This is a genomic window from Ovoidimarina sediminis, from assembly GCF_032586175.1.
Lineage (GTDB): Bacteria > Pseudomonadota > Alphaproteobacteria > Rhodobacterales > Rhodobacteraceae > Ovoidimarina > Ovoidimarina sediminis.
This window is the reverse complement of record NZ_JAWHTE010000006.1, coordinates 179,784-197,600: the sequence shown is the minus strand read 5'-3', so window position 1 is coordinate 197,600 and position 17,817 is coordinate 179,784. Positions and strand designations below refer to the sequence as shown.

Here is a 17,817-nt window from a genome sequence, read left to right as displayed (position 1 = left end):
AATACGTCCTACATGAGAGGCAGGAGCGACACCATGGACGACAGTCAGGATCTTGTGGCCGAGATCGAGGCGCTTGGCGGCAAACTGGCCGAGGCGAAGGCCAGCATCGAGAAACGCTTCATCGGTCAGCCGCGGGTGGTCGACCTTGTTCTGTCGGCGATTCTCTGCGGCGGCCACGGTCTTCTGATCGGGCTTCCGGGGCTCGGCAAGACCAGACTCGTCGATACGCTGTCGACGGTTCTTGGCCTCGACGGCGCGCGCGTGCAGTTCACACCCGATCTGATGCCCGCCGATATCCTCGGCTCCGAAGTGCTCGAAACCGGGGCCGACGGCTCTCGCGCGTTCAAGTTCATCGAAGGCCCTGTGTTCTGCCAGCTTCTGATGGCCGACGAAATCAACCGCGCCTCGCCGCGCACGCAATCGGCGCTTCTGCAGGCGATGCAGGAGAAATCGGTGACGATCGCGGGCCAGCCCCATGCGCTTCCCGTGCCCTTCCACGTGCTCGCCACCCAGAATCCGATCGAGCAGGAAGGCACCTATCCCCTGCCCGAAGCGCAGCTTGACCGATTCCTCGTGCAGATCGACGTTCCCTATCCCAGCCGGGAAACCGAGCGCGATATCCTGATCGCGACAACCGGCGTCAGCGAGGAAGAATCGACCAACGTCTTCTCCCCCGAGGAACTGATCGCCGCGCAGGCCCTCATCCGCCGGATGCCCGTGGGCGAAACGGTCATGGAAACGATCCTCGATCTGGTGCGCGCCTGCCGCCCCGATGACGAAAGCGCGCCCGAAACCGTGCGCGATAACGTGGGCTGGGGCCCGGGCCCCCGCGCGGCGCAATCGCTCATGCTGACGGTGCGGGCGCGGGCACTTCTCGACGGGCGCCTCGCGCCCTCGGCCGAGGATGTCGCGGCAATGGCGGCCCCGGTCCTGTCGCACCGCATGGCGCTAACCTTCGCGTCCCGCGCTCGTGGACTGCACCTCGCTGACATCATCGAAGAGGTTGCCGCACGGATCACGCAGGTCGAGGCGGCCGCGTGATAACACCCGCCGATCTCCGCGCGCGGGCCGAGGCGCTTGCCGGGCCGCTGCCGCCGCTTCTCGCAGCGGCGGAACATCTGGCGACGACCGTTCTTCTGGGCGAACACGGCCGCCGCCGCCCGGGGATGGGCGACGAGTTCTGGCAATATCGCCCGGCCCAGGCCGGGGACGAGATGCGCATGGTCGACTGGCGCCGTTCGGCCCGGTCCGACATCCATTTCGTGCGCGAAAAGGAATGGCAGGCGGCGCAAAGCGTCGTGATCTGGGTGGATCGGGGGCAATCGATGCAATTCGCCTCCTCCGATACCCTTCAGACGAAATCGCTGGTGGCGCGCACGATCGCCCTTGCCACCGCCGTCCTTCTGACGCGCGGTGGGGAACGCGTGGGCCTCGCCGACAACTCGCTGCCGCCCCGTTCGGGCGAATTGCAACTGCTGAGGCTTGCCGAGGCCCTGTCGCAGGATGACGAGACGACGGAATACGGCGCGCCCGAGACGCGCGGCATGATCGCCCATTCCCGCGCCGTTTTCCTGTCGGACTTCCTGGGCGATATCTCGCCCGCCCGCGCCGCGCTGACCAAGGCCGCGGACAAGGGCGTGAAAGGTGCGCTTGTCCAGGTTCTCGACCCGGCGGAAGAGGCGTTTCCCTACGACGGACGTACGATCTTCGAAAGCGTTGGTGGAACGATCAGATTCGAAACCCAGAAGGCGCGCGACCTGCGCGACCGCTACCTGGATCGTCTGGCGGAGCGGAAAGAAGAACTCCGGTCGCTCGCCCGCCTCACAGGCTGGCAATACGAGGTGCACCACACCGATCACTCCGCCACGGCGGCGCTTCTGTGGCTCTACCAGGCGATGGATAGGGTGCACTGATGCTGGTTCTCGGGCCCATAGGCTTCACAGCCCCCTGGCTTCTCCTCGGGCTCGTGCTGCTGCCGATCCTGTGGTTCCTCCTGCGCGCCGTGCCGCCTGCGCCGATCCGGCGGCGGTTTCCGGGCGTTGCGCTGCTGCTTGGCCTCGAGGACGAGGATAACGAAACCGACAAGACGCCCTGGTGGCTGCTCCTGCTGCGGGTTCTGGCGATCGCGGCGGTGATCACCGGCTTCGCCGGGCCGGTTCTGAACCCCGATGTCGAGGAAGAGGCCGGGTCAGGCCCGCTTCTCGTTCTCGTCGACGGCACCTGGGCCGACGCGCGCGACTGGACGCGGCGGATGGAGCGGCTTGACGGCCTTCTGTCCGAAGCCTCGCGCTCCGGGCGGCCTGTCGCGATGGTGGTGCTGACGGATCTGCCGCAGGGCACGCTGCAATTCCAGCCCGCCGAGGCCGCTCTCGCACGGCTGCCAAGCCTCGCCCCCGCGCCATGGGTGCCGGAGGCAGAGACGATCCTGTCCTGGTGGGACGAGCTCGACCTCAGCGGGGTGGAAACGTTCTGGATGTCCGACGGCCTCGCCCATGACTGGCGCGCGCCCCTGCTTGAGCGTGTGGAAGACGCGGGCGCGCTGACCGTCTTCGAAAGCCCCCGCCAGATCCTTGCCCTGCGCCCCGCGCGCTTCGAGGACGGCACGCTGATCGTCAGTGGCACCCGCGCCGCCGCCGGGGACGCGACAGAGGCGGCTGTGATCGGCCACGGGCTCGACCCCGCGGGCACGCCGCGCGCGCTCGTCCGCGGCACGCTGTCGTTTGCAGAGGGCGAACGCGAAGCCGAAATCGCGCTTTCCCTGCCGCCCGAACTCAGAAACCGGATCACCCGGTTCGAGATCGACGGCGTGCGTTCGGCAGGCGCGGTGTCGCTTGCCGACGATACGCTCCGGCGGCGCGAGGTCGCGCTGGTCGCCGGTCGCGAGGATCGCGAGGGGCTGGAGCTTCTGTCACCCACCCACTACCTCGAACAGGCGCTTGAGCCGACCGCCGACCTCATCGAAGGCGCAATCGACGAAATCGTTTTGGCGAACCCCGATGCGATCATCCTGGCCGACGTGGCGCGGCTGTCCTCCAACGAATCCGAAGCGCTGCTGACCTGGGTCAAGGAAGGCGGGCTTCTGGTGCGCTTCGCGGGCCCGCGCCTCGCCGCCAGCGATATCTCTCGGGATGTGGAAGACGCGCTGATGCCCGTCCGTTTGCGCGCAGGCGGCCGGTCCATCGGCGGGCGGATGAGCTGGGGGGAACCCAAGGCCCTTCGGGTCTTCCCCGAAGAGTCGCCCTTCTTCGGCCTTCCGGTGAATGACGAGGTGCGAATCACCGCCCAGGTCATGGCGCAACCCGATCCTTCGCTGGCCGACCGCACCATCGCCTCGCTGGCCGACGGCACGCCGCTTGTCACCAGGAAGCGCGTCGTCTCCGGGCAGGTCGTCCTGTTCCACACCACGGCCAACGCGGAATGGTCCAGCCTGCCGCTCTCGGGCCTCTTCGTTCAGATGCTCGAACGCCTCGCGGTGTCGACCCGCCCGGCGACACCGACCGAAGAAGAGATGGCGGGCACGACCTGGGTGCCCTCCGAGGTGCTGACAGGCTTCGGTGAAGTCGTGGATGCGGGCACCCTGCCTGGCGTTCCGGGCGAGCGTCTCGTTTCCGCACGGCCCGGGCCCGATCTTCAGCCGGGGCTTTACGCGGGCGAGGATCGGCGCCTTGCCCTCAACGTCATTGATCAGGAGGCACAGATCGAGGCAGCGACCTGGCCCGCCGATACCCGGATCGAGGGGCTCGATGGCCCGCGCGAGACGCCGCTCAAGGGGCTCTTCCTGTCCGCCGCGCTTCTCGCCCTCATGGCCGATATCCTGGCAACCCTCTGGCTCGGCGGGCGGCTGGGCCGCATCAGCCAGGGCGCGGCCCGGAATGCCGCGGCCGCCGTCACTCTGATCCTTGCCGTTCCGCTCGCCGCCCCACCGCTCGCGGCACAGGAGGCGCCGCCGGGCGATGGCGATGGTTTCGCGATCACTGCCACGACCGAGGTGGTGCTGGCCCATGTCATCACCGGCGATCCAAGCCTCGATCAGATGGCCGCCGCCGGTCTGCGCGGGCTGGGCGAGGTGCTCTATGCGCGCACCTCCATCGAACCGGCGGTGCCCATCGCGGTGAACCTCGAAACCGACGAGCTCAGCTTCTTCCCGATCCTCTACTGGCCTGTATCCGCCACCCAGCCGATCCCCTCGGACGAAGCATATGCAAAGCTCAACACCTATCTCAGGTCGGGCGGCATGATCGTGTTCGACACCCGTGATGCCGATGTCGCCCGCTTCGGCGGCACGACCAGCCCGGCCAGCCGGCGGCTCCAGCAGATCGCGCGGCCCCTCGACATCCCGCCGCTCGAACCGGTGCCGGACGACCACGTGCTGACGCGCACCTTCTATCTTCTTCAGGATTTCCCGGGGCGGCACATCAGCCGCGACGTCTGGGTCGAGGCCGCGCCCGCCGATGCCGAACGGGTCGAAGGCATGCCCTTCCGCAACCTCAACGACAATGTGACGCCGATCGTGATCGGCGGCAACGACTGGGCCGCCGCCTGGGCCACCGATCAGAACGGCCGCCCGATGTATCCCGTGGGCCGCGGCTTCACCGGCGAACGGCAGCGTGAGATCGCCTATCGCTTCGGCGTCAACCTCGTGATGCACGTGCTGACCGGCAACTACAAATCCGATCAGGTGCATGTGCCCGCGCTTCTCGACAGGCTGGGGCAATAGATGGACGGATCCGTCATCTTCGATCCGCTCGTGCCGCTGCCGATCCTCTGGGTGGCGACGGCGCTGGGCTTTCTCTTCATCGCGCTCGCCCTCTGGCGGCGGCTCTCTGGCTGGTGGCTTCGTGGCCCCGCGATCGCGGCACTGCTTCTTGGGATCGCGAACCCCTCGCTCCAGACCGAGGATCGCGACCGGCTGACCGATATCGTCATCGCCATCGTCGACGAAAGCGCCTCGCAGCAGATCGCCGACCGGGCCGATCAGTCGGCGGAGGCGCTCGCGGCGCTGGAAGCCGAGATCGCCCAGCTTGAAAACACCGAACTCCGCATCGCGACGCTTGGCGACGGCGAAGGCGACCAGGGCACGCTTCTGATGAGCGCACTGGCCGAAGTGATGGCCGAGGAACCGCGCGCCCGGATCGCGGGTACGGTTCTGATCACCGACGGGCAGGTGCACGATATCGAACGCGCGCCGGATCTTCCCGCGCCCCTTCACGTCCTCCTGACCGGGCGGCCGGATGACTGGGACAGGCGGCTGGTGATCGAAAACGCCCCCGCCTTCGCCATTCTGGGCGAGCCGGTGACGCTGACGCTCAGGATCGAGGATCAGGGCGCGGTGCCCGCCGACATGGGCGACATGGCCTCGATCGAGATCTCGATCGACGGGGGCGAGCCGCAGCGCTTTGACGTGCCCGTTGGCCGCGACCTCGACCTGCCGGTAACGCTGCCCCATGGCGGAATGAACGTCCTGCAGTTCACCGTCCCGCCGGAAGAGAGCGAACTGACCGACCGCAACAACGCAGCCGTCGTGCAGATCAACGGCGTGCGCGACCGGCTGCGCGTTCTGCTTGTCTCCGGTGCACCGCATCCCGGGGAACGCACCTGGCGCAATCTCCTGAAATCCGACAGTTCCGTCGATCTCGTGCACTTCACCATCCTGCGCCCGCCGGAAAAGCAGGATGGCGTGCCGGTCAACGAACTCTCCCTCATCGCCTTTCCCACCCGCGAGCTGTTCCTCGAAAAGATCGACGAGTTCGACCTGATCATCTTCGATCGCTACCAGCGCCGCGGCATCCTGCCGTCGATCTACCTCGACAATGCGCGGGGCTACGTCGAAACGGGCGGGGCCGTGCTGATCGCCGCCGGCCCCGATTACGCCACCGCCAACTCGATCTTTCGTTCTCCGTTGGGAGAGATCATTCCCGGTGCCCCCACGGGCCGGGTGATCGAACAGGGCTTCACCCCCGAAGTGACCGAGATCGGAGAGCGGCATCCGGTGACCGAAGGGCTCGCGGCGCACTCGCCCCGCGCGATGCTCGCGGACGAGGCGGATGACCTGCCCTGGGGCCGCTGGATGCGGCACGTGGATGTCGAGGCAACCTCGGGCGACGCGGTGATGACCGGGGCCGAGGGCCGCCCGCTTCTGGTCCTCGACCGGGTGGGCGAGGGGCGCGTTGCGCTCCTGGCCTCCGATCACGCTTGGCTCTGGTCGCGCGGTTACGAAGGCGGCGGGCCGCAGCTTGAATTGCTGCGGCGGCTCGCCCACTGGATGATGAAGGAACCCGAGCTCGAGGAGGAGGCGATGAGCGTTTCTGCCGTGGGCCAGACCATGACGATCACCCGCCGCACCCTGTCGGAAACGGCGAACGACGTCGATGTCACCGGGCCGGACGGCGAAACTGTCACTGTGCCGCTCGAAGAAAGCCGGCCCGGGCTCTTCACCACCACCTATGAGGGCCCTGAAATCGGGCTCTACCGCCTTTCGGACGGCGAGAAGGAGGCGGTGATCGCCCTCGGCCCCGCCGCCCCGCGCGAATTCGAGGCCACGATCGCCACCTCGGCGGTGCTCGACCCGCTTGTCGATGCGCGCCGGGGCGGGGTGATGCCGATCTCTGAAGGCGCGGTCGATATCCGCCGCGTGCGCGAGGGCCGCCCGGCGGCGGGCCGCGGCTGGATCGGGATCACACCGCGCGAGGCCTTCCTGACGGCGGATATCACGGTACGGCCGATCCTGCCCGCTTGGCTCTTCCTGCTCGTCGCCACGCTCCTGGCGATCGGGGCCTGGCTCTGGGAAGGGCGGCGCGGCACGCCGGTGCGCTGAAGGCCCGCGACGGCCGGCGGTCAATCGCCGTGGCCTCGGCGAACGGAGGGCACAGAGGGATGCACGCCATGACACCCGACACGCGATCTTCCGGCCCCTGTCGGAGCGCGGCCCTGCACGTCGTGCTATTGCTCTTGATCGGCGCCCCGTCCGCGATGGCGCAGGGCACCGGGGCCAACAGGCTTGATGCTCTCGAATCGCGGGTCGCCGCACTGGAAACCGCCTTCCGGCAAAGCGTCGTCCTCACCGGTGGCGCCTGTGCCGATCTCGGGCGGGGATGGGCGCCGCTCGCGCCCGCATCGGGCCGGTTTCTCCTGGTCGCGAACCCGCAGGATGCCGGCGGCACTCCCGACCTCGGCCTGCGCCTGCCAGGCGATACCGGCGGGGCCGAGACGATGACGCTCGACGCCGCGCACACCCCGCCCCACAGCCACGATGTACCGATCGACCGGCACAGCCACGACCTGAACGTCCGATCGCGCAATCACCTCATGGAACGCGCGGGAACCGGGGGCAGGATGGTGTCGCTGCAGACGCTGGAACCGGGCGGGCGCGAGGCGACCGGGATGAATCCGCCCGCGATCATGACGACGAAGGCGATGCCGTCAGCCCAGAGCTTCGATCTGATGCCGCCCTACTTCGTGGTGAACGCCTGCGCCTATACAGAACCCGAGTAGGACCTGCCCGCTCTCAACGCCCCGGCAGATCGACCGGCAGGCGCGCTTCACCCCAGCCATCGACGTTCGTGCGCGCCTCGATATAGACGGTGGACAGCCCCCGCGGGATCTCGACGCCGCCCAGTGACCGGGTGAAGGGCTGCTCGTTCACATGCGGATGGAACAGCACGCGTTCACCCAGAACCGCCCCGTCTGCATCGACGACGCGCCAGCCATCGGCATAGTCGTCCCATCCGGTGTCGCCATGCAGCAGCGTGACCGAGAAGGTCCATGCCCCGCCGCCGCCCGTGGCCTCCGCCCCCACGATTTCGGCAGGGTCGGCGCTGGCCGGAAGGGCAGCGAGGGCAAGGCAGGCGGGCAGGGCGAGGCGTTTCATGCCCCCGGTCTAGCGCCGGCGCGTGCGATCTGCACGCCCCGCGGCTCATGTCTCGCGCTATTGTGAGGGGCGGGGCGAATCGCAATGGCCGGAACCGGCAGTCCGGCGGAAGGGCGGCGCACCGATGCGACAGGCCTGATATCTTGCCAATGGCCAAAATTGGTTATATTAATTTACCAATTGGAGGAGATTGCCATGGACATGCCCGCCCCCAACCCAGACATCCTTGCCCGCAAAGCGCGCATCGTTGCGCGGCTGCAATCGGTTCTTCCGGCGGATGCTGTGATCCATGACGAGGCGGAAACCCGCGCCTACGAATGCGACGCGCTGACCGCCTACAAATGCCCGCCGCTCTGCGCCGTGCTTCCCGGCTCCACCGAAGAGGTCGCGGCCGTCCTGAAGATCTGCCACGAGGAAGGCGTGCCTGTGGTCCCCCGCGGCTCCGGCACTTCGCTCGCTGGCGGCGCGCTGCCGACGGCCGACAGCGTGATCCTTGGCGTCGCCCGGCTCAACGACGTGCTGGAAGCGGATTACGAGAACCGCGTGATCCGGGTTCAGACGGGGCGCACGAACCTCTCCGTCACCGGCGCGGTCGAGCATGACGATTTCTTCTATGCGCCCGATCCGTCCTCGCAACTCGCCTGCGCCATCGCGGGCAACATCGCGATGAACTCGGGCGGCGCGCATTGTCTCAAGTACGGCGTCACGACGAACAACCTCCTCGGCGTCACGATGGTGCTTATGGACGGCACGGTGGTGGAGATCGGCGGCGCGCATCTCGATGCGCCGGGCTACGATCTTCTGGGCGTGATCTGCGGCTCGGAAGGCCAGCTTGGCGTGGTCACCGAGGCGACGCTCCGCATCCTCCGCAAACCCGAAGGCGCGCGGCCGGTGCTCATGGGCTTCAACTCCGCCGAGGTGGCGGGCGCCTGCGTGGCCGATATCATCAAGGCGGGCGTCCTGCCGGTCGCGATCGAATACATGGACAGGCTCTGCATCGAGGTGACCGACAAGTTTTCCGGCGCAGGCTACCCCGATTGCGAGGCGCTGCTGATCGTCGAGGTCGAAGGCTCCCCCGCCGAGATCGACGAACAGCTTGGCGTCATCCTCCAGATCGCGCGCAAGCACGACCCCGTCGAACTGCGCGAAAGCAAAAGCCCCGAGGAAAGCGCGAAGATCTGGCTGGGCCGCAAATCCGCCTTCGGCGCGATCGGGCAGATCAACGATTACATGTGCCTTGACGGCACGATCCCGGTGTCCTCGCTCCCCCACGTCCTGCGCCGGATCGGCGAGATGAGCGAGGAATACGGGCTTCAGGTCGGCAACGTCTTCCACGCGGGCGACGGTAACATGCACCCGCTGATCCTCTTTGACGCGAACAAGCCCGGCGATCTCGAAACCTGCGAGGCCTTCGGGGCCGAGATCCTGAAACTTTGCGTCGAGGTGGGTGGCTGCCTGACCGGCGAACACGGGGTGGGGATCGAGAAACGCGATCTGATGACCGCGCAGTTCTCGCCCGAGGACATGGAGGCGCAGATGAAGGTGAAGGACGTGTTCGACCCAGCCTGGCTTCTGAACCCCGCCAAGGTCTTCCCGCTCGACGTGACCGAACCGCGCCGCACCGGCCCGGTCCGCGCCGCCTGACCCCCGATTTACCGAAAGACGAACAGATGCTGAGCCCAAGGGACGAAAGCGACCTTTCCGAGGTCGTCAGGCAAACCAGATCGCCGCTGCGGATCACCGGCGGCGGCACCCGCCCGATCGGCAACCCGGTGGAGGGTGACGCCCTCTCGCTCGCCGGGCTGAGCGGTATCACGCTTTACGAACCCGGCGCGCTTACCGTCGTGGCGAAGGCCGGAACGCCGGTGGCGGAGATCGAGGCGGCACTCGCTGCGGAAAACCAGCGCCTGCCGTTCGAACCGATGGATCACCGAACGCTTCTGGGCACCGAGGGCACGCCGACCATCGGCGGCGTCGTCGCCGCGAACGTCTCGGGCCCCCGCCGCATCCAGGCGGGCGCCTGCCGCGACGGCCTGATCGGCGTGCGCTTTGTTGATGGCATGGGAACGGTGCTGAAGAACGGCGGACGGGTGATGAAGAACGTCACCGGATACGACCTCGTGAAGCTGATGGCAGGAAACTACGGGACGCTCGGGGTGCTGAGCGAGGTCAGTTTCAAGGTTCTCCCGGCGACGGCCTCGATGGCGACCGTTATGATAGCGGGGCTCACGGCGCACAAGGCGGTGGCGGCGATGTCTGCAGCCCTTGCCTCACCCTTCGAAGTCACCGGTGCCGCGCACGTGCCCGAGGCGGCAGACGGCCAACCGGCAACGCTGATCCGCATCGAAGGGTTCGAGGCCTCGGTGGCCTACCGCGCCGGGGAACTCCAGACGCTCCTCGCGCGCTTTGGCGGCGACAGCCGGATCGAGACCGATCCCGACGCGCTCGCCCCGCTCTGGCGCGGGGTTCGCGACGCGGCGGCCTTCGCCGGAACGGAACTGGATGTCTGGCGAATTTCGGTCAAACCGACCGACGGCCCGTCGGTCGCCGGGGCCCTGCCTGACGCCAAGCATTTGTTCGACTGGGGCGGTGGTCTCGTCTGGGCGGGTGTTGCGCCAGGCACGGATGTGCGCGCCGCGCTCACCGGGATCGCAGGCCACGCCACCCTCATCCGCGCGAGCGACGAGACCCGGGCCCGCCTCGGCGCTTTCCACCCCGAACCCGCGCCCGTGGCCGCCCTCTCGGCTGGCCTGCGCAAGAAATTCGACCCCCGGGGTATCCTGAACCCCGGCCTGATGGGATAGGCCGATGCAAACGACCTTCACGCCCGACCAGTTGAAAGACCCTGCGATCGCGCGCTCGAACGAGGTGCTCAGAACCTGCGTGCATTGCGGCTTCTGCACCGCGACCTGCCCGACATACCAGGAGCTGGGTGATGAACTCGACAGCCCGCGGGGCCGGATCTACCTGATCAAGGACATGCTGGAAAACAACCGTCCGGCGGATGCCAAGACGGTCAAGCATATCGACCGCTGCCTGTCCTGCCTCGCCTGCATGACGACCTGCCCCTCGGGCGTGCACTACATGCACCTCGTCGATCATGCCCGGGCCTGGATCGAGAAGACCTATACCCGCCCACCGATTGAGCGGCTCCTGCGCTGGACGCTGGCGCGCATCCTACCCTATCCGGAACGCTTCCGCCTGGCGCTCTTCTTCGCAAAGATCGGGCGGCCCTTCGCCAGCCTAATGCCCGATCCGCGCCTGAAGGCGATGCTGGAGATGGCGCCGAAACACGTCCCGCCCGTCAGCGTAAACGACGATCCGCAAACCTTCGCGCCGAAGGGCGACCGCAAGTTCCGGGTGGCGCTCATGACGGGCTGCGCCCAGAAGGCGCTCAACACCGATATCAACGACGCGACAATCCGGCTTCTAAGGCGGCTCGGGTGCGAGGTCGTGATCGCCGAAGGCATGGGCTGCTGCGGCGCGCTCGTCCACCACATGGGCAAGGAGGATGAAAGCCACGCGGCAGCGGCGGCCAACATCCGCGCCTGGATGGCCGAGGATCGGAACGGCGGGCTCGACGCCATTGTCATCAACACCTCGGGCTGCGGCACAACCGTGAAGGATTACGGGCACATGTTCCGCAACGATCCGCTGGCGGAGGATGCCGCGCGGGTCTCGGACCTTGCCGTCGATATCTCCGAACTTCTCGTCCGGATCGCCGGGGCCGAGCCCGATGGCCCGCTTGCACCGGAAAAAAGCCGCATCAGGGGCGCCAGCGCCGCAGACCTTGGCATCAATGGGGCGTCGCCCGACGGCTCGATCCGCGTGGTCTATCATGCGGCCTGTTCTCTCCAGCACGGGCAGCAGATCAAGACCTACCCCAAGGATCTTCTGAAAGCCGCCGGGTTCGAGGTGGTGGAACCCCGCGACAGCCACCTCTGCTGCGGCTCCGCAGGCACCTACAACCTGATGCAGCCCGAGATCTCGAAGCAGCTGAAAGCCCGCAAGATCAAGACGCTGGAGGAAAAATCCCCCGACATCATCGCCGCCGGCAACATCGGCTGCATGATGCAGATCGGCAGTGGCACGGGCGTGCCCGTAGTGCACACCGTGGAACTGATCGACTGGGCCACTGGGGGCCCCAAGCCACGGTCGCTCGACGATCCGTACGATCCGGCTATCCCGATGCTCCGATAGGGGCCATAATCCTGCCCAACCCGCCGTGTATGCTTCGGGCGGGGCTTGGGAAGGGATTGGGAATGCGTGTGTTACGATGCGCCGGATTGGCTTTGGCCGGTCTGGTTCTGGGGGTGATGAGTTCGGCCGCCGAAGAGGCCACGGAACTCAGAACGCTGATCACGGCCGATGACACCAAGGGGTGGGAGGCAGTGGGACGGCTCGAAATCGGCCGCTCGGGCTTCTGCACCGGGGCGCTGATCGCCCCCGATATCGTGCTGACCGCGGCCCATTGCCTGTTCAACGCCCACACGCTTGAACGGGTCGACGATTCCGAGATCGAGTTCCTGGCGGGCTGGCGCAACGGCCGCGCCACGGCCTATCGCGGGGTACGCCGCTCGGCGATCCATCCCGATTACGAATATCATGGGCCCACGGGCGCCGACCACGTGGCCGTCGACGTGGCGCTGCTGGAACTGGCGCGCCCGATCAAGAACGGCTCGGTCGTGCCATTCGCCACCGATGAACGTCCCCGCAAGGGCGACGAGGTCGGTGTCGTCAGCTATGCGCGCAACCGCGCGTCACGGCCTTCGTTGCAGGAGGTCTGCCATGTACTCGGGCGGCCCGCGGGCACGCTGGTGATGTCCTGCGATGTCGATTTCGGCTCGTCGGGCGCGCCCGTCTTCCGCATCGTCGATGGCGAACCGCGGATCGTTTCGGTGATCTCGGCCAAGGCCGATGTGCGCGGGCGGCCCGTGTCGCTCGGCGCGCGGCTGGGACAGAACCTGCTTGAACTCCAGGTCGCGCTCGAAAAGGGCGAAGTCGCGCCCTCCGAACCATCCAAACCGGTGCTGCGCCTCGCGCCAGAAGGCGTCAGCACCTCGTCGTCTTCGGGAGGTGCGAAATTCCTGCGGCCCTGATGCGGCTACTCGCGGGCCTTGCGCTCGCGCTCGGCCTCTCTCCCGCCGAAGCGCGGGGGCCCGAGGCGCTGACCGACCGGTCCGACATCCTCGGATGGGAAGCCGTCGGGCGCCTCCAGATCGGCGAGCGCGGCGCCTGCAGCGGGGCCCTGATCGCGCCGCTTCGTGTGCTCACGGCCGCCCATTGCGTGTTCGATCCGGAAACCGGCGACCGCCTCGATCCGACCGAAATCGTGTTTCACGCAGGCTACCGCGATGGTGAAACGATCGCCTCGGCCTTCGTGGCCCGCGCGGCGGTGCTGCCGGAGTTCAAGCCGGACGACGAGGATATCGTCCGCTACCTCACCTCCGACATCGCGCTTCTCGAACTGGCAGAGCCGATCCCAGCCACCACGGCCAGCCCCTACAGGGTGTCCGCCGCGCCGGGGCAGGGGGCGCAGGTCACGGCCATCTCCTACGGTCATGGTCGCGAGAACACGGCCTCGCGCGAGGCCGGATGCCGCATCGTCGCGAAAGGCAGCGGGGTTCTGGTCTTCGACTGCACGGGCATCGCGGGCTCCTCGGGCGGCCCGATCTTCGACACGTCGGGGCGGTCTCCCCGCATCATCTCGCTGATCTCCGGTGGCGGTCCATACCAGGGGCAGCAAGCGGTGTTCGGGGCAGAGCTTCCGGGCGCAATCGCCCGGCTCGAACGCGCCTTCCGGACAGGCGAGGGCGTCTGGCCCGACAAGGCGTTGCCGGAAGCCCGCCGGATCGGGGGGGCAGAGGCGCGGAACGCGGGCTCTGCCCGGTTCGTGCGGCCCTGAACCCCTGCGGCTTGACGCAGGCCGCGCCCAGCCCGCAAGCTTCCTTGATGCAGCGATTGTTTGTCTCGGCTCTTGCCGTACTTCTCTCCGCGGGGCTTCTGGCCGCTCAAGGGGCCCCGCCACCGCCTATGGCCGGTGTGGGCGTCCTGGTGCGGGGCGGAAAGGCCGATTGCAGCGGCGTCCTGGTCGCCCCGGATCTGGTGCTGACCGCGGCCCATTGTGTGGCCGGGCGAACACTGCCCGCCGAAGGCGGAACCCACGAAATCCTGTTCCGGACGGGCGCCTATCCCGGGCACCCGGCGACCGAGCTGCCGGCCGCGGAGAAAAGCGTGCACCCGCTTTACCTCGGGGCGTCCGATCAGGGCGGTGCGCTCAACGGCACCGATATTGCCTTCCTCCGCCTCGCCGCGCCGATCCCGGCCGATGTGGCGCGCCCGCTCCCCATCGGCGGGCCGTCGGAAAACGGCGAACCGCTGATCGTCGCCACCTATCCCGGTGGGCGGGGCGAACGCGCACGCGAACGCCGCTGCGCGACCGAAACCGCCCGGCGGGCCGCCATGCGGCTTCTCTGCCGGGCCGTGCCGGGGGAATCCGGCGGGGCGGCGGTGCGAAAGACACCCGACGGGCTCGAACTCGTGGGGATCATGGTCGCCGCGACGTCAGAAGGGCGCCAACCCTATGCTTTCGCGATACAAGTCTCTGCCCGTGTCGGCCAGCTGCGCGCCATTTCGGGGTTCTGATCCCCCCTTGAACGCCCCGGAAGCGCTTCCTACCTAATCCCTGTCGGGCGCCGGATTCGGGCCCGATCCTGTTGAAATCGCGGTTGTCCGGCGTTTCGGAGGCCGCGTCACATGTTGTCGCTCAATGGAGGATAACCCATATGCGAACCTTTGATCTTGCACCGCTTTACCGTGCAACCGTCGGCTTCGATCAGATCGCCGACCTGATGGACCGGGTGCTTGCCGATACCGGCACAACCCAATCCTACCCGCCCTACAATATCGAAAAGACCGCTGACGACGCCTGGCGTATCACCATCGCCGTGGCCGGTTTCACCGACGAGGATCTGTCGGTCGAACTCCGCGAAAACGCGCTTATCGTCTCAGCGCGGAAATCGGCAGAGGAAGAGGGCAAGACCTATCTTCACCGCGGCATCGCCAACCGCGCGTTCGAACGCCGCTTCACGCTGGCCGATCACGTGCGCGTCACCGGCGCGAGCCATGTGAACGGCATGCTGAACATCGATCTGGTGCGCGAAGTGCCCGAGGCGCTGAAACCCCGCCGGATCGAAATCGCTTCCGGCGATACGGTCGACGCGACGGCAATCGAGACCGAAAAGTCCTCGTAAGCCAGACTGATCCCAATGGAACGCCCGGGCGGTGCCTGCGCCCGGGCGTTTTTATTACCTGCCTGCCTATAGGTCAGCGCCGGTCCATCGTCTCCGCCAGCCGCATCAGCGAAATCGCCTCGGTGCGGTAGCCGAACGGGTCGGCCCCCCGCGCGCCCGTCGCCAGTGCGATCGCGTCGTCATAGCCCCAGTCGCCCAGATAGGCGCTTCCCCTCAGAAGCTGGGCGAAGCCCGCGATGGCGGCCGAGAATGCGATCTCGGGGTTCACCTCGCTGTTCGTGCGGGTCGGGATCGGCGTTTCGATCAGCGTGCTCGCATCCTCCCCGGGTGCCTTGAAGCGCATCTTCAGATAACCAAGCTCCGCCGCGCGCCCCGTCAGGTCGGGTGCCGCCCCGTAGCGCAGGGGATCGGTGCGCACACCGTCCGAACCCACGCGCGCGATCTCGTAGATCGCCGTCACCTGGTGGCCCGCCCCGATCTCGCCCGCATCCACCGCGTCGTTGTTGAAATCCTCGCGCCGGAGTGCGCGGGTCTCGTATCCGATCAGCCGGTATTCAGCGACGGCGGCGGGGTTGAATTCGACCTGGATCTTCACGTCATTCGCAATGGGGAACAGCGCGCCGGTCAGCTGGTCGACCAGCACCTTCCGCGCCTCCGACAGCGTGTCGATATAGGCCGCCGTGCCGTTTCCGTTCTGCGCCAGCGCCTGCATCGTTGCATCGTCGAGGTTGCCGCGCCCGAAGCCCAGAACTGACAGGTAGGTGCCGCTGTCGCGATGGTCCGCGATGTAATCCTGCAAAGCCTCCGGGTCCGACAGCCCGACGTTGAAATCCCCGTCGGTCGCGAGGATCACGCGCGTCACCTCGCCGTCATCCGCCATTTCGGCGGCGGTGGCATAGGCCTGCTGCAGGCCGGCCTGCCCGGCGGTCGAGCCTCCCGCTTCCAGCCGGTCAAGCGCGGCTTCGATCACCGCGCGCTCGCCCGCCGGGGTCGGATCCAGCACCCGGCCCGCGCTGCCCGCGTAGGTCACGATCGCCACCTTATCCTCTGGCCGAAGCTCGCCCAGCATCATCCGGAACGATTGCTTCAGAAGCGGCAGCTTCGTGGCATCCTGCATCGACCCTGACGTGTCGATCAGGAAGACAAGGTTCAGGGGCGGGCGATTCTCAACCGCCGGAAGCTCGCCCTGGATCCCGATATGCAAAAGCTCGGTGCCTGCGTTCCAGGGGTTCGGGATCACCGTCACGGTCGGGCGAAAGGGATGTTCGCCGTCCGGGGCAGGGTAGGTGTAGGGGAAGTAATTGATCATCTCCTCCACCCGCACGGCCTCGCGCGGCGGAAGCTGGCCACGGTTCAACGAGGAGCGGACGACACCGTAGGAGGCCGTATCCACGTCGATCGAGAAGGTCGAAACCGGGGTTTCGGTCACGATCTTCAGATCGTTCTCCGGGGCGTTGGCATAGGCTTCGGTGTCGGCCTCGGGCATGATGACGATGCTGTCCGACACCGACGGCGCAATCATCGACTGCGGGGCGGCGAGCCCGGAACTCTGATCGGCGGCGATCGCCCGCCGCTCCGCCGACTGCACCTTTGCCGTCGGCTGCATCGGCGCGGCTTCCTCCATCACCGGCTCGGCCTCGACGACGATATCGTCGTCACTGGCCGTCGGGGCCAGCGTCTGAAGCTCCCCGCGCGCGAAGTTCTCATCCGTCAGCTCCGCCTCATCGCGCGCCCGCGCCCCGGCGCCCTCTACCCGATCGACCTCCACGGCCTCCGTCACCACAATCTCGCCCGGCATCACCAGCGGCGCGTTCTGCGACACCCAAACCGCGGCCACCACGGCCACACCTGTCGAGGCCACCAGCGCCCCCTTCAGTCCGATCCGGTCCAGCATCTCAAGCACTCCCTTGACGATGCGCGCCCCTCCGGCGCGCTCGGAAGTGGGACGCGCCCCGGTGCTGGTTTCTTGGTGACGGTCGAAATTTTCCTGTGCCAGCCGCAGCGCTGCCTTCCGCGCCTCCGCATCCGGCTCGGGCGTCGCGGCGTCCATGGCCCGGGCCAGGCGGTCCAGTTCGTCGCTCATTGCGAATGCTCCTCATTCATCGCGCGCAGCCGCTTCTTCACCTCCGACATGCGCCAGGCCACCGTGCCTTCGGAAATCCCCAGAACCTCCGCCGCCGCCCCTTGCGTCATCTCCGCGTCGAGTATCAGCGCAAGGGTGTCACGCAAATCCTCCGGCAGAGCGCGCATCGCGTCCCTCAGCCAGGCAAGCTCCGCATCCGCCTCGGCATCCGCCGCGCGCCGGTCCATCTCCCAGTCGCCCCAGCCATCGGCGGCGCGGGCATGCGCCGCCCCGCGCCTGCGCCGGTCATGGGCGGCATTCACGACGACGCGGTAAAGCCACGTGGTGAACCGCGCCTGCCCCTGAAACCCCCGAAGCTTCGCGGGCAGCGCGGCGCAGATATCCTGCGTCAGATCCTCCGCCGCATCGCGCCGCCCGGTCAGGCGGAAGGCCAGGCGGAACACCCGGTCATAGTGCCGTTCGACAAGCGACGCGAAGGCCGCCCGGTCGCCCCGGGCCGCCGCCATCGCGAGGTCGAGATCACCACACTCCATACGCATCACAGTCTATGAGACGCAGCCCCACGGGCAATCCTTGGTGCGCGGGCGAAAAAAAAGCGCCGCTCCCATCGGGAA

The 17,817-nt window shown here is 67.5% G+C and carries 15 protein-coding genes; 12 read left to right on the top strand and 3 right to left on the bottom strand.

Annotation, left to right across the window (positions count from 1 at the left end; translation table 11 throughout):
• Nucleotides 1-33: 33 nt before the first annotated feature.
• From RXV90_RS09835 to RXV90_RS09815, 5 genes are all read left to right on the top strand, one after another.
• A complete protein-coding gene (locus RXV90_RS09835) occupies nucleotides 34-1,041 on the top strand; it encodes an AAA family ATPase (RefSeq protein ID WP_316648445.1) in 1,008 nt (335 codons plus the stop codon).
• Nucleotides 1,038-1,913: a DUF58 domain-containing protein gene (locus RXV90_RS09830; RefSeq protein WP_316648444.1), complete on the top strand. Its 876-nt coding sequence runs from the start codon at nucleotides 1,038-1,040 to the stop codon at nucleotides 1,911-1,913. The genes RXV90_RS09835 and RXV90_RS09830 overlap by 4 nt, the downstream gene beginning before the upstream one ends.
• On the top strand, nucleotides 1,913-4,717 hold the full coding sequence (locus RXV90_RS09825; protein WP_316648443.1) for a DUF4159 domain-containing protein: 2,805 nt from the start codon (nucleotides 1,913-1,915) through the stop codon (nucleotides 4,715-4,717). Before RXV90_RS09830 ends, RXV90_RS09825 begins: the two co-directional genes overlap by 1 nt.
• Nucleotides 4,718-6,814 (top strand): hypothetical protein, encoded by a 2,097-nt coding sequence (locus tag RXV90_RS09820; RefSeq protein ID WP_316648442.1) that lies wholly within the window; start codon nucleotides 4,718-4,720, stop codon nucleotides 6,812-6,814.
• 68 nt (nucleotides 6,815-6,882) lie between these two features.
• A complete protein-coding gene (locus RXV90_RS09815) occupies nucleotides 6,883-7,491 on the top strand; it encodes a hypothetical protein (protein ID WP_316648440.1) in 609 nt (202 codons plus the stop codon).
• A gap of 13 nt (nucleotides 7,492-7,504) precedes the next feature.
• On the opposite strand, the gene RXV90_RS09810 is transcribed toward RXV90_RS09815, so the two are convergent.
• Entirely contained in the window at nucleotides 7,505-7,867 is a 363-nt protein-coding gene (locus RXV90_RS09810; RefSeq protein ID WP_316648439.1) for a hypothetical protein, read from the bottom strand.
• Nucleotides 7,868-8,062: 195 nt separating this feature from the next.
• On the opposite strand from RXV90_RS09810, the gene RXV90_RS09805 reads away from it, so the two are divergent.
• From RXV90_RS09805 to RXV90_RS09775, 7 genes are all read left to right on the top strand, one after another.
• Nucleotides 8,063-9,511, top strand: a complete 1,449-nt coding sequence (locus RXV90_RS09805) for an FAD-linked oxidase C-terminal domain-containing protein (protein WP_316648438.1) — start codon at nucleotides 8,063-8,065, stop codon at nucleotides 9,509-9,511.
• A 26-nt stretch (nucleotides 9,512-9,537) separates the two neighbouring features.
• Nucleotides 9,538-10,671: an FAD-binding protein gene (locus tag RXV90_RS09800; protein WP_316648437.1), complete on the top strand. Its 1,134-nt coding sequence runs from the start codon at nucleotides 9,538-9,540 to the stop codon at nucleotides 10,669-10,671.
• A 4-nt stretch (nucleotides 10,672-10,675) separates the two neighbouring features.
• Entirely contained in the window at nucleotides 10,676-12,067 is a 1,392-nt protein-coding gene (glcF, locus tag RXV90_RS09795) for a glycolate oxidase subunit GlcF (RefSeq protein ID WP_316648435.1), read from the top strand.
• A gap of 92 nt (nucleotides 12,068-12,159) precedes the next feature.
• Nucleotides 12,160-12,966: a trypsin-like serine peptidase gene (locus tag RXV90_RS09790; protein ID WP_316648434.1), complete on the top strand. Its 807-nt coding sequence runs from the start codon at nucleotides 12,160-12,162 to the stop codon at nucleotides 12,964-12,966.
• Complete coding sequence (locus tag RXV90_RS09785) at nucleotides 12,966-13,772, top strand: trypsin-like serine peptidase (protein ID WP_316648433.1); 807 nt, start codon at nucleotides 12,966-12,968, stop codon at nucleotides 13,770-13,772. The genes RXV90_RS09790 and RXV90_RS09785 overlap by 1 nt, the downstream gene beginning before the upstream one ends.
• A gap of 47 nt (nucleotides 13,773-13,819) precedes the next feature.
• Nucleotides 13,820-14,512, top strand: a complete 693-nt coding sequence (locus tag RXV90_RS09780; RefSeq protein WP_316648432.1) for a trypsin-like serine peptidase — start codon at nucleotides 13,820-13,822, stop codon at nucleotides 14,510-14,512.
• 140 nt (nucleotides 14,513-14,652) lie between these two features.
• Nucleotides 14,653-15,120 (top strand): Hsp20 family protein, encoded by a 468-nt coding sequence (locus tag RXV90_RS09775; protein ID WP_316648431.1) that lies wholly within the window; start codon nucleotides 14,653-14,655, stop codon nucleotides 15,118-15,120.
• A gap of 73 nt (nucleotides 15,121-15,193) precedes the next feature.
• Here the strand turns inward: RXV90_RS09775 and RXV90_RS09770 are convergent, their stop codons facing one another.
• On the bottom strand, nucleotides 15,194-17,203 hold the full coding sequence (locus RXV90_RS09770; protein WP_316648430.1) for a vWA domain-containing protein: 2,010 nt from the start codon (nucleotides 17,201-17,203) through the stop codon (nucleotides 15,194-15,196).
• A complete protein-coding gene (locus tag RXV90_RS09765) occupies nucleotides 17,200-17,736 on the bottom strand; it encodes an RNA polymerase sigma factor (protein WP_316648486.1) in 537 nt (178 codons plus the stop codon). Before RXV90_RS09765 ends, RXV90_RS09770 begins: the two co-directional genes overlap by 4 nt.
• Nucleotides 17,737-17,817: the final 81 nt, after the last annotated feature.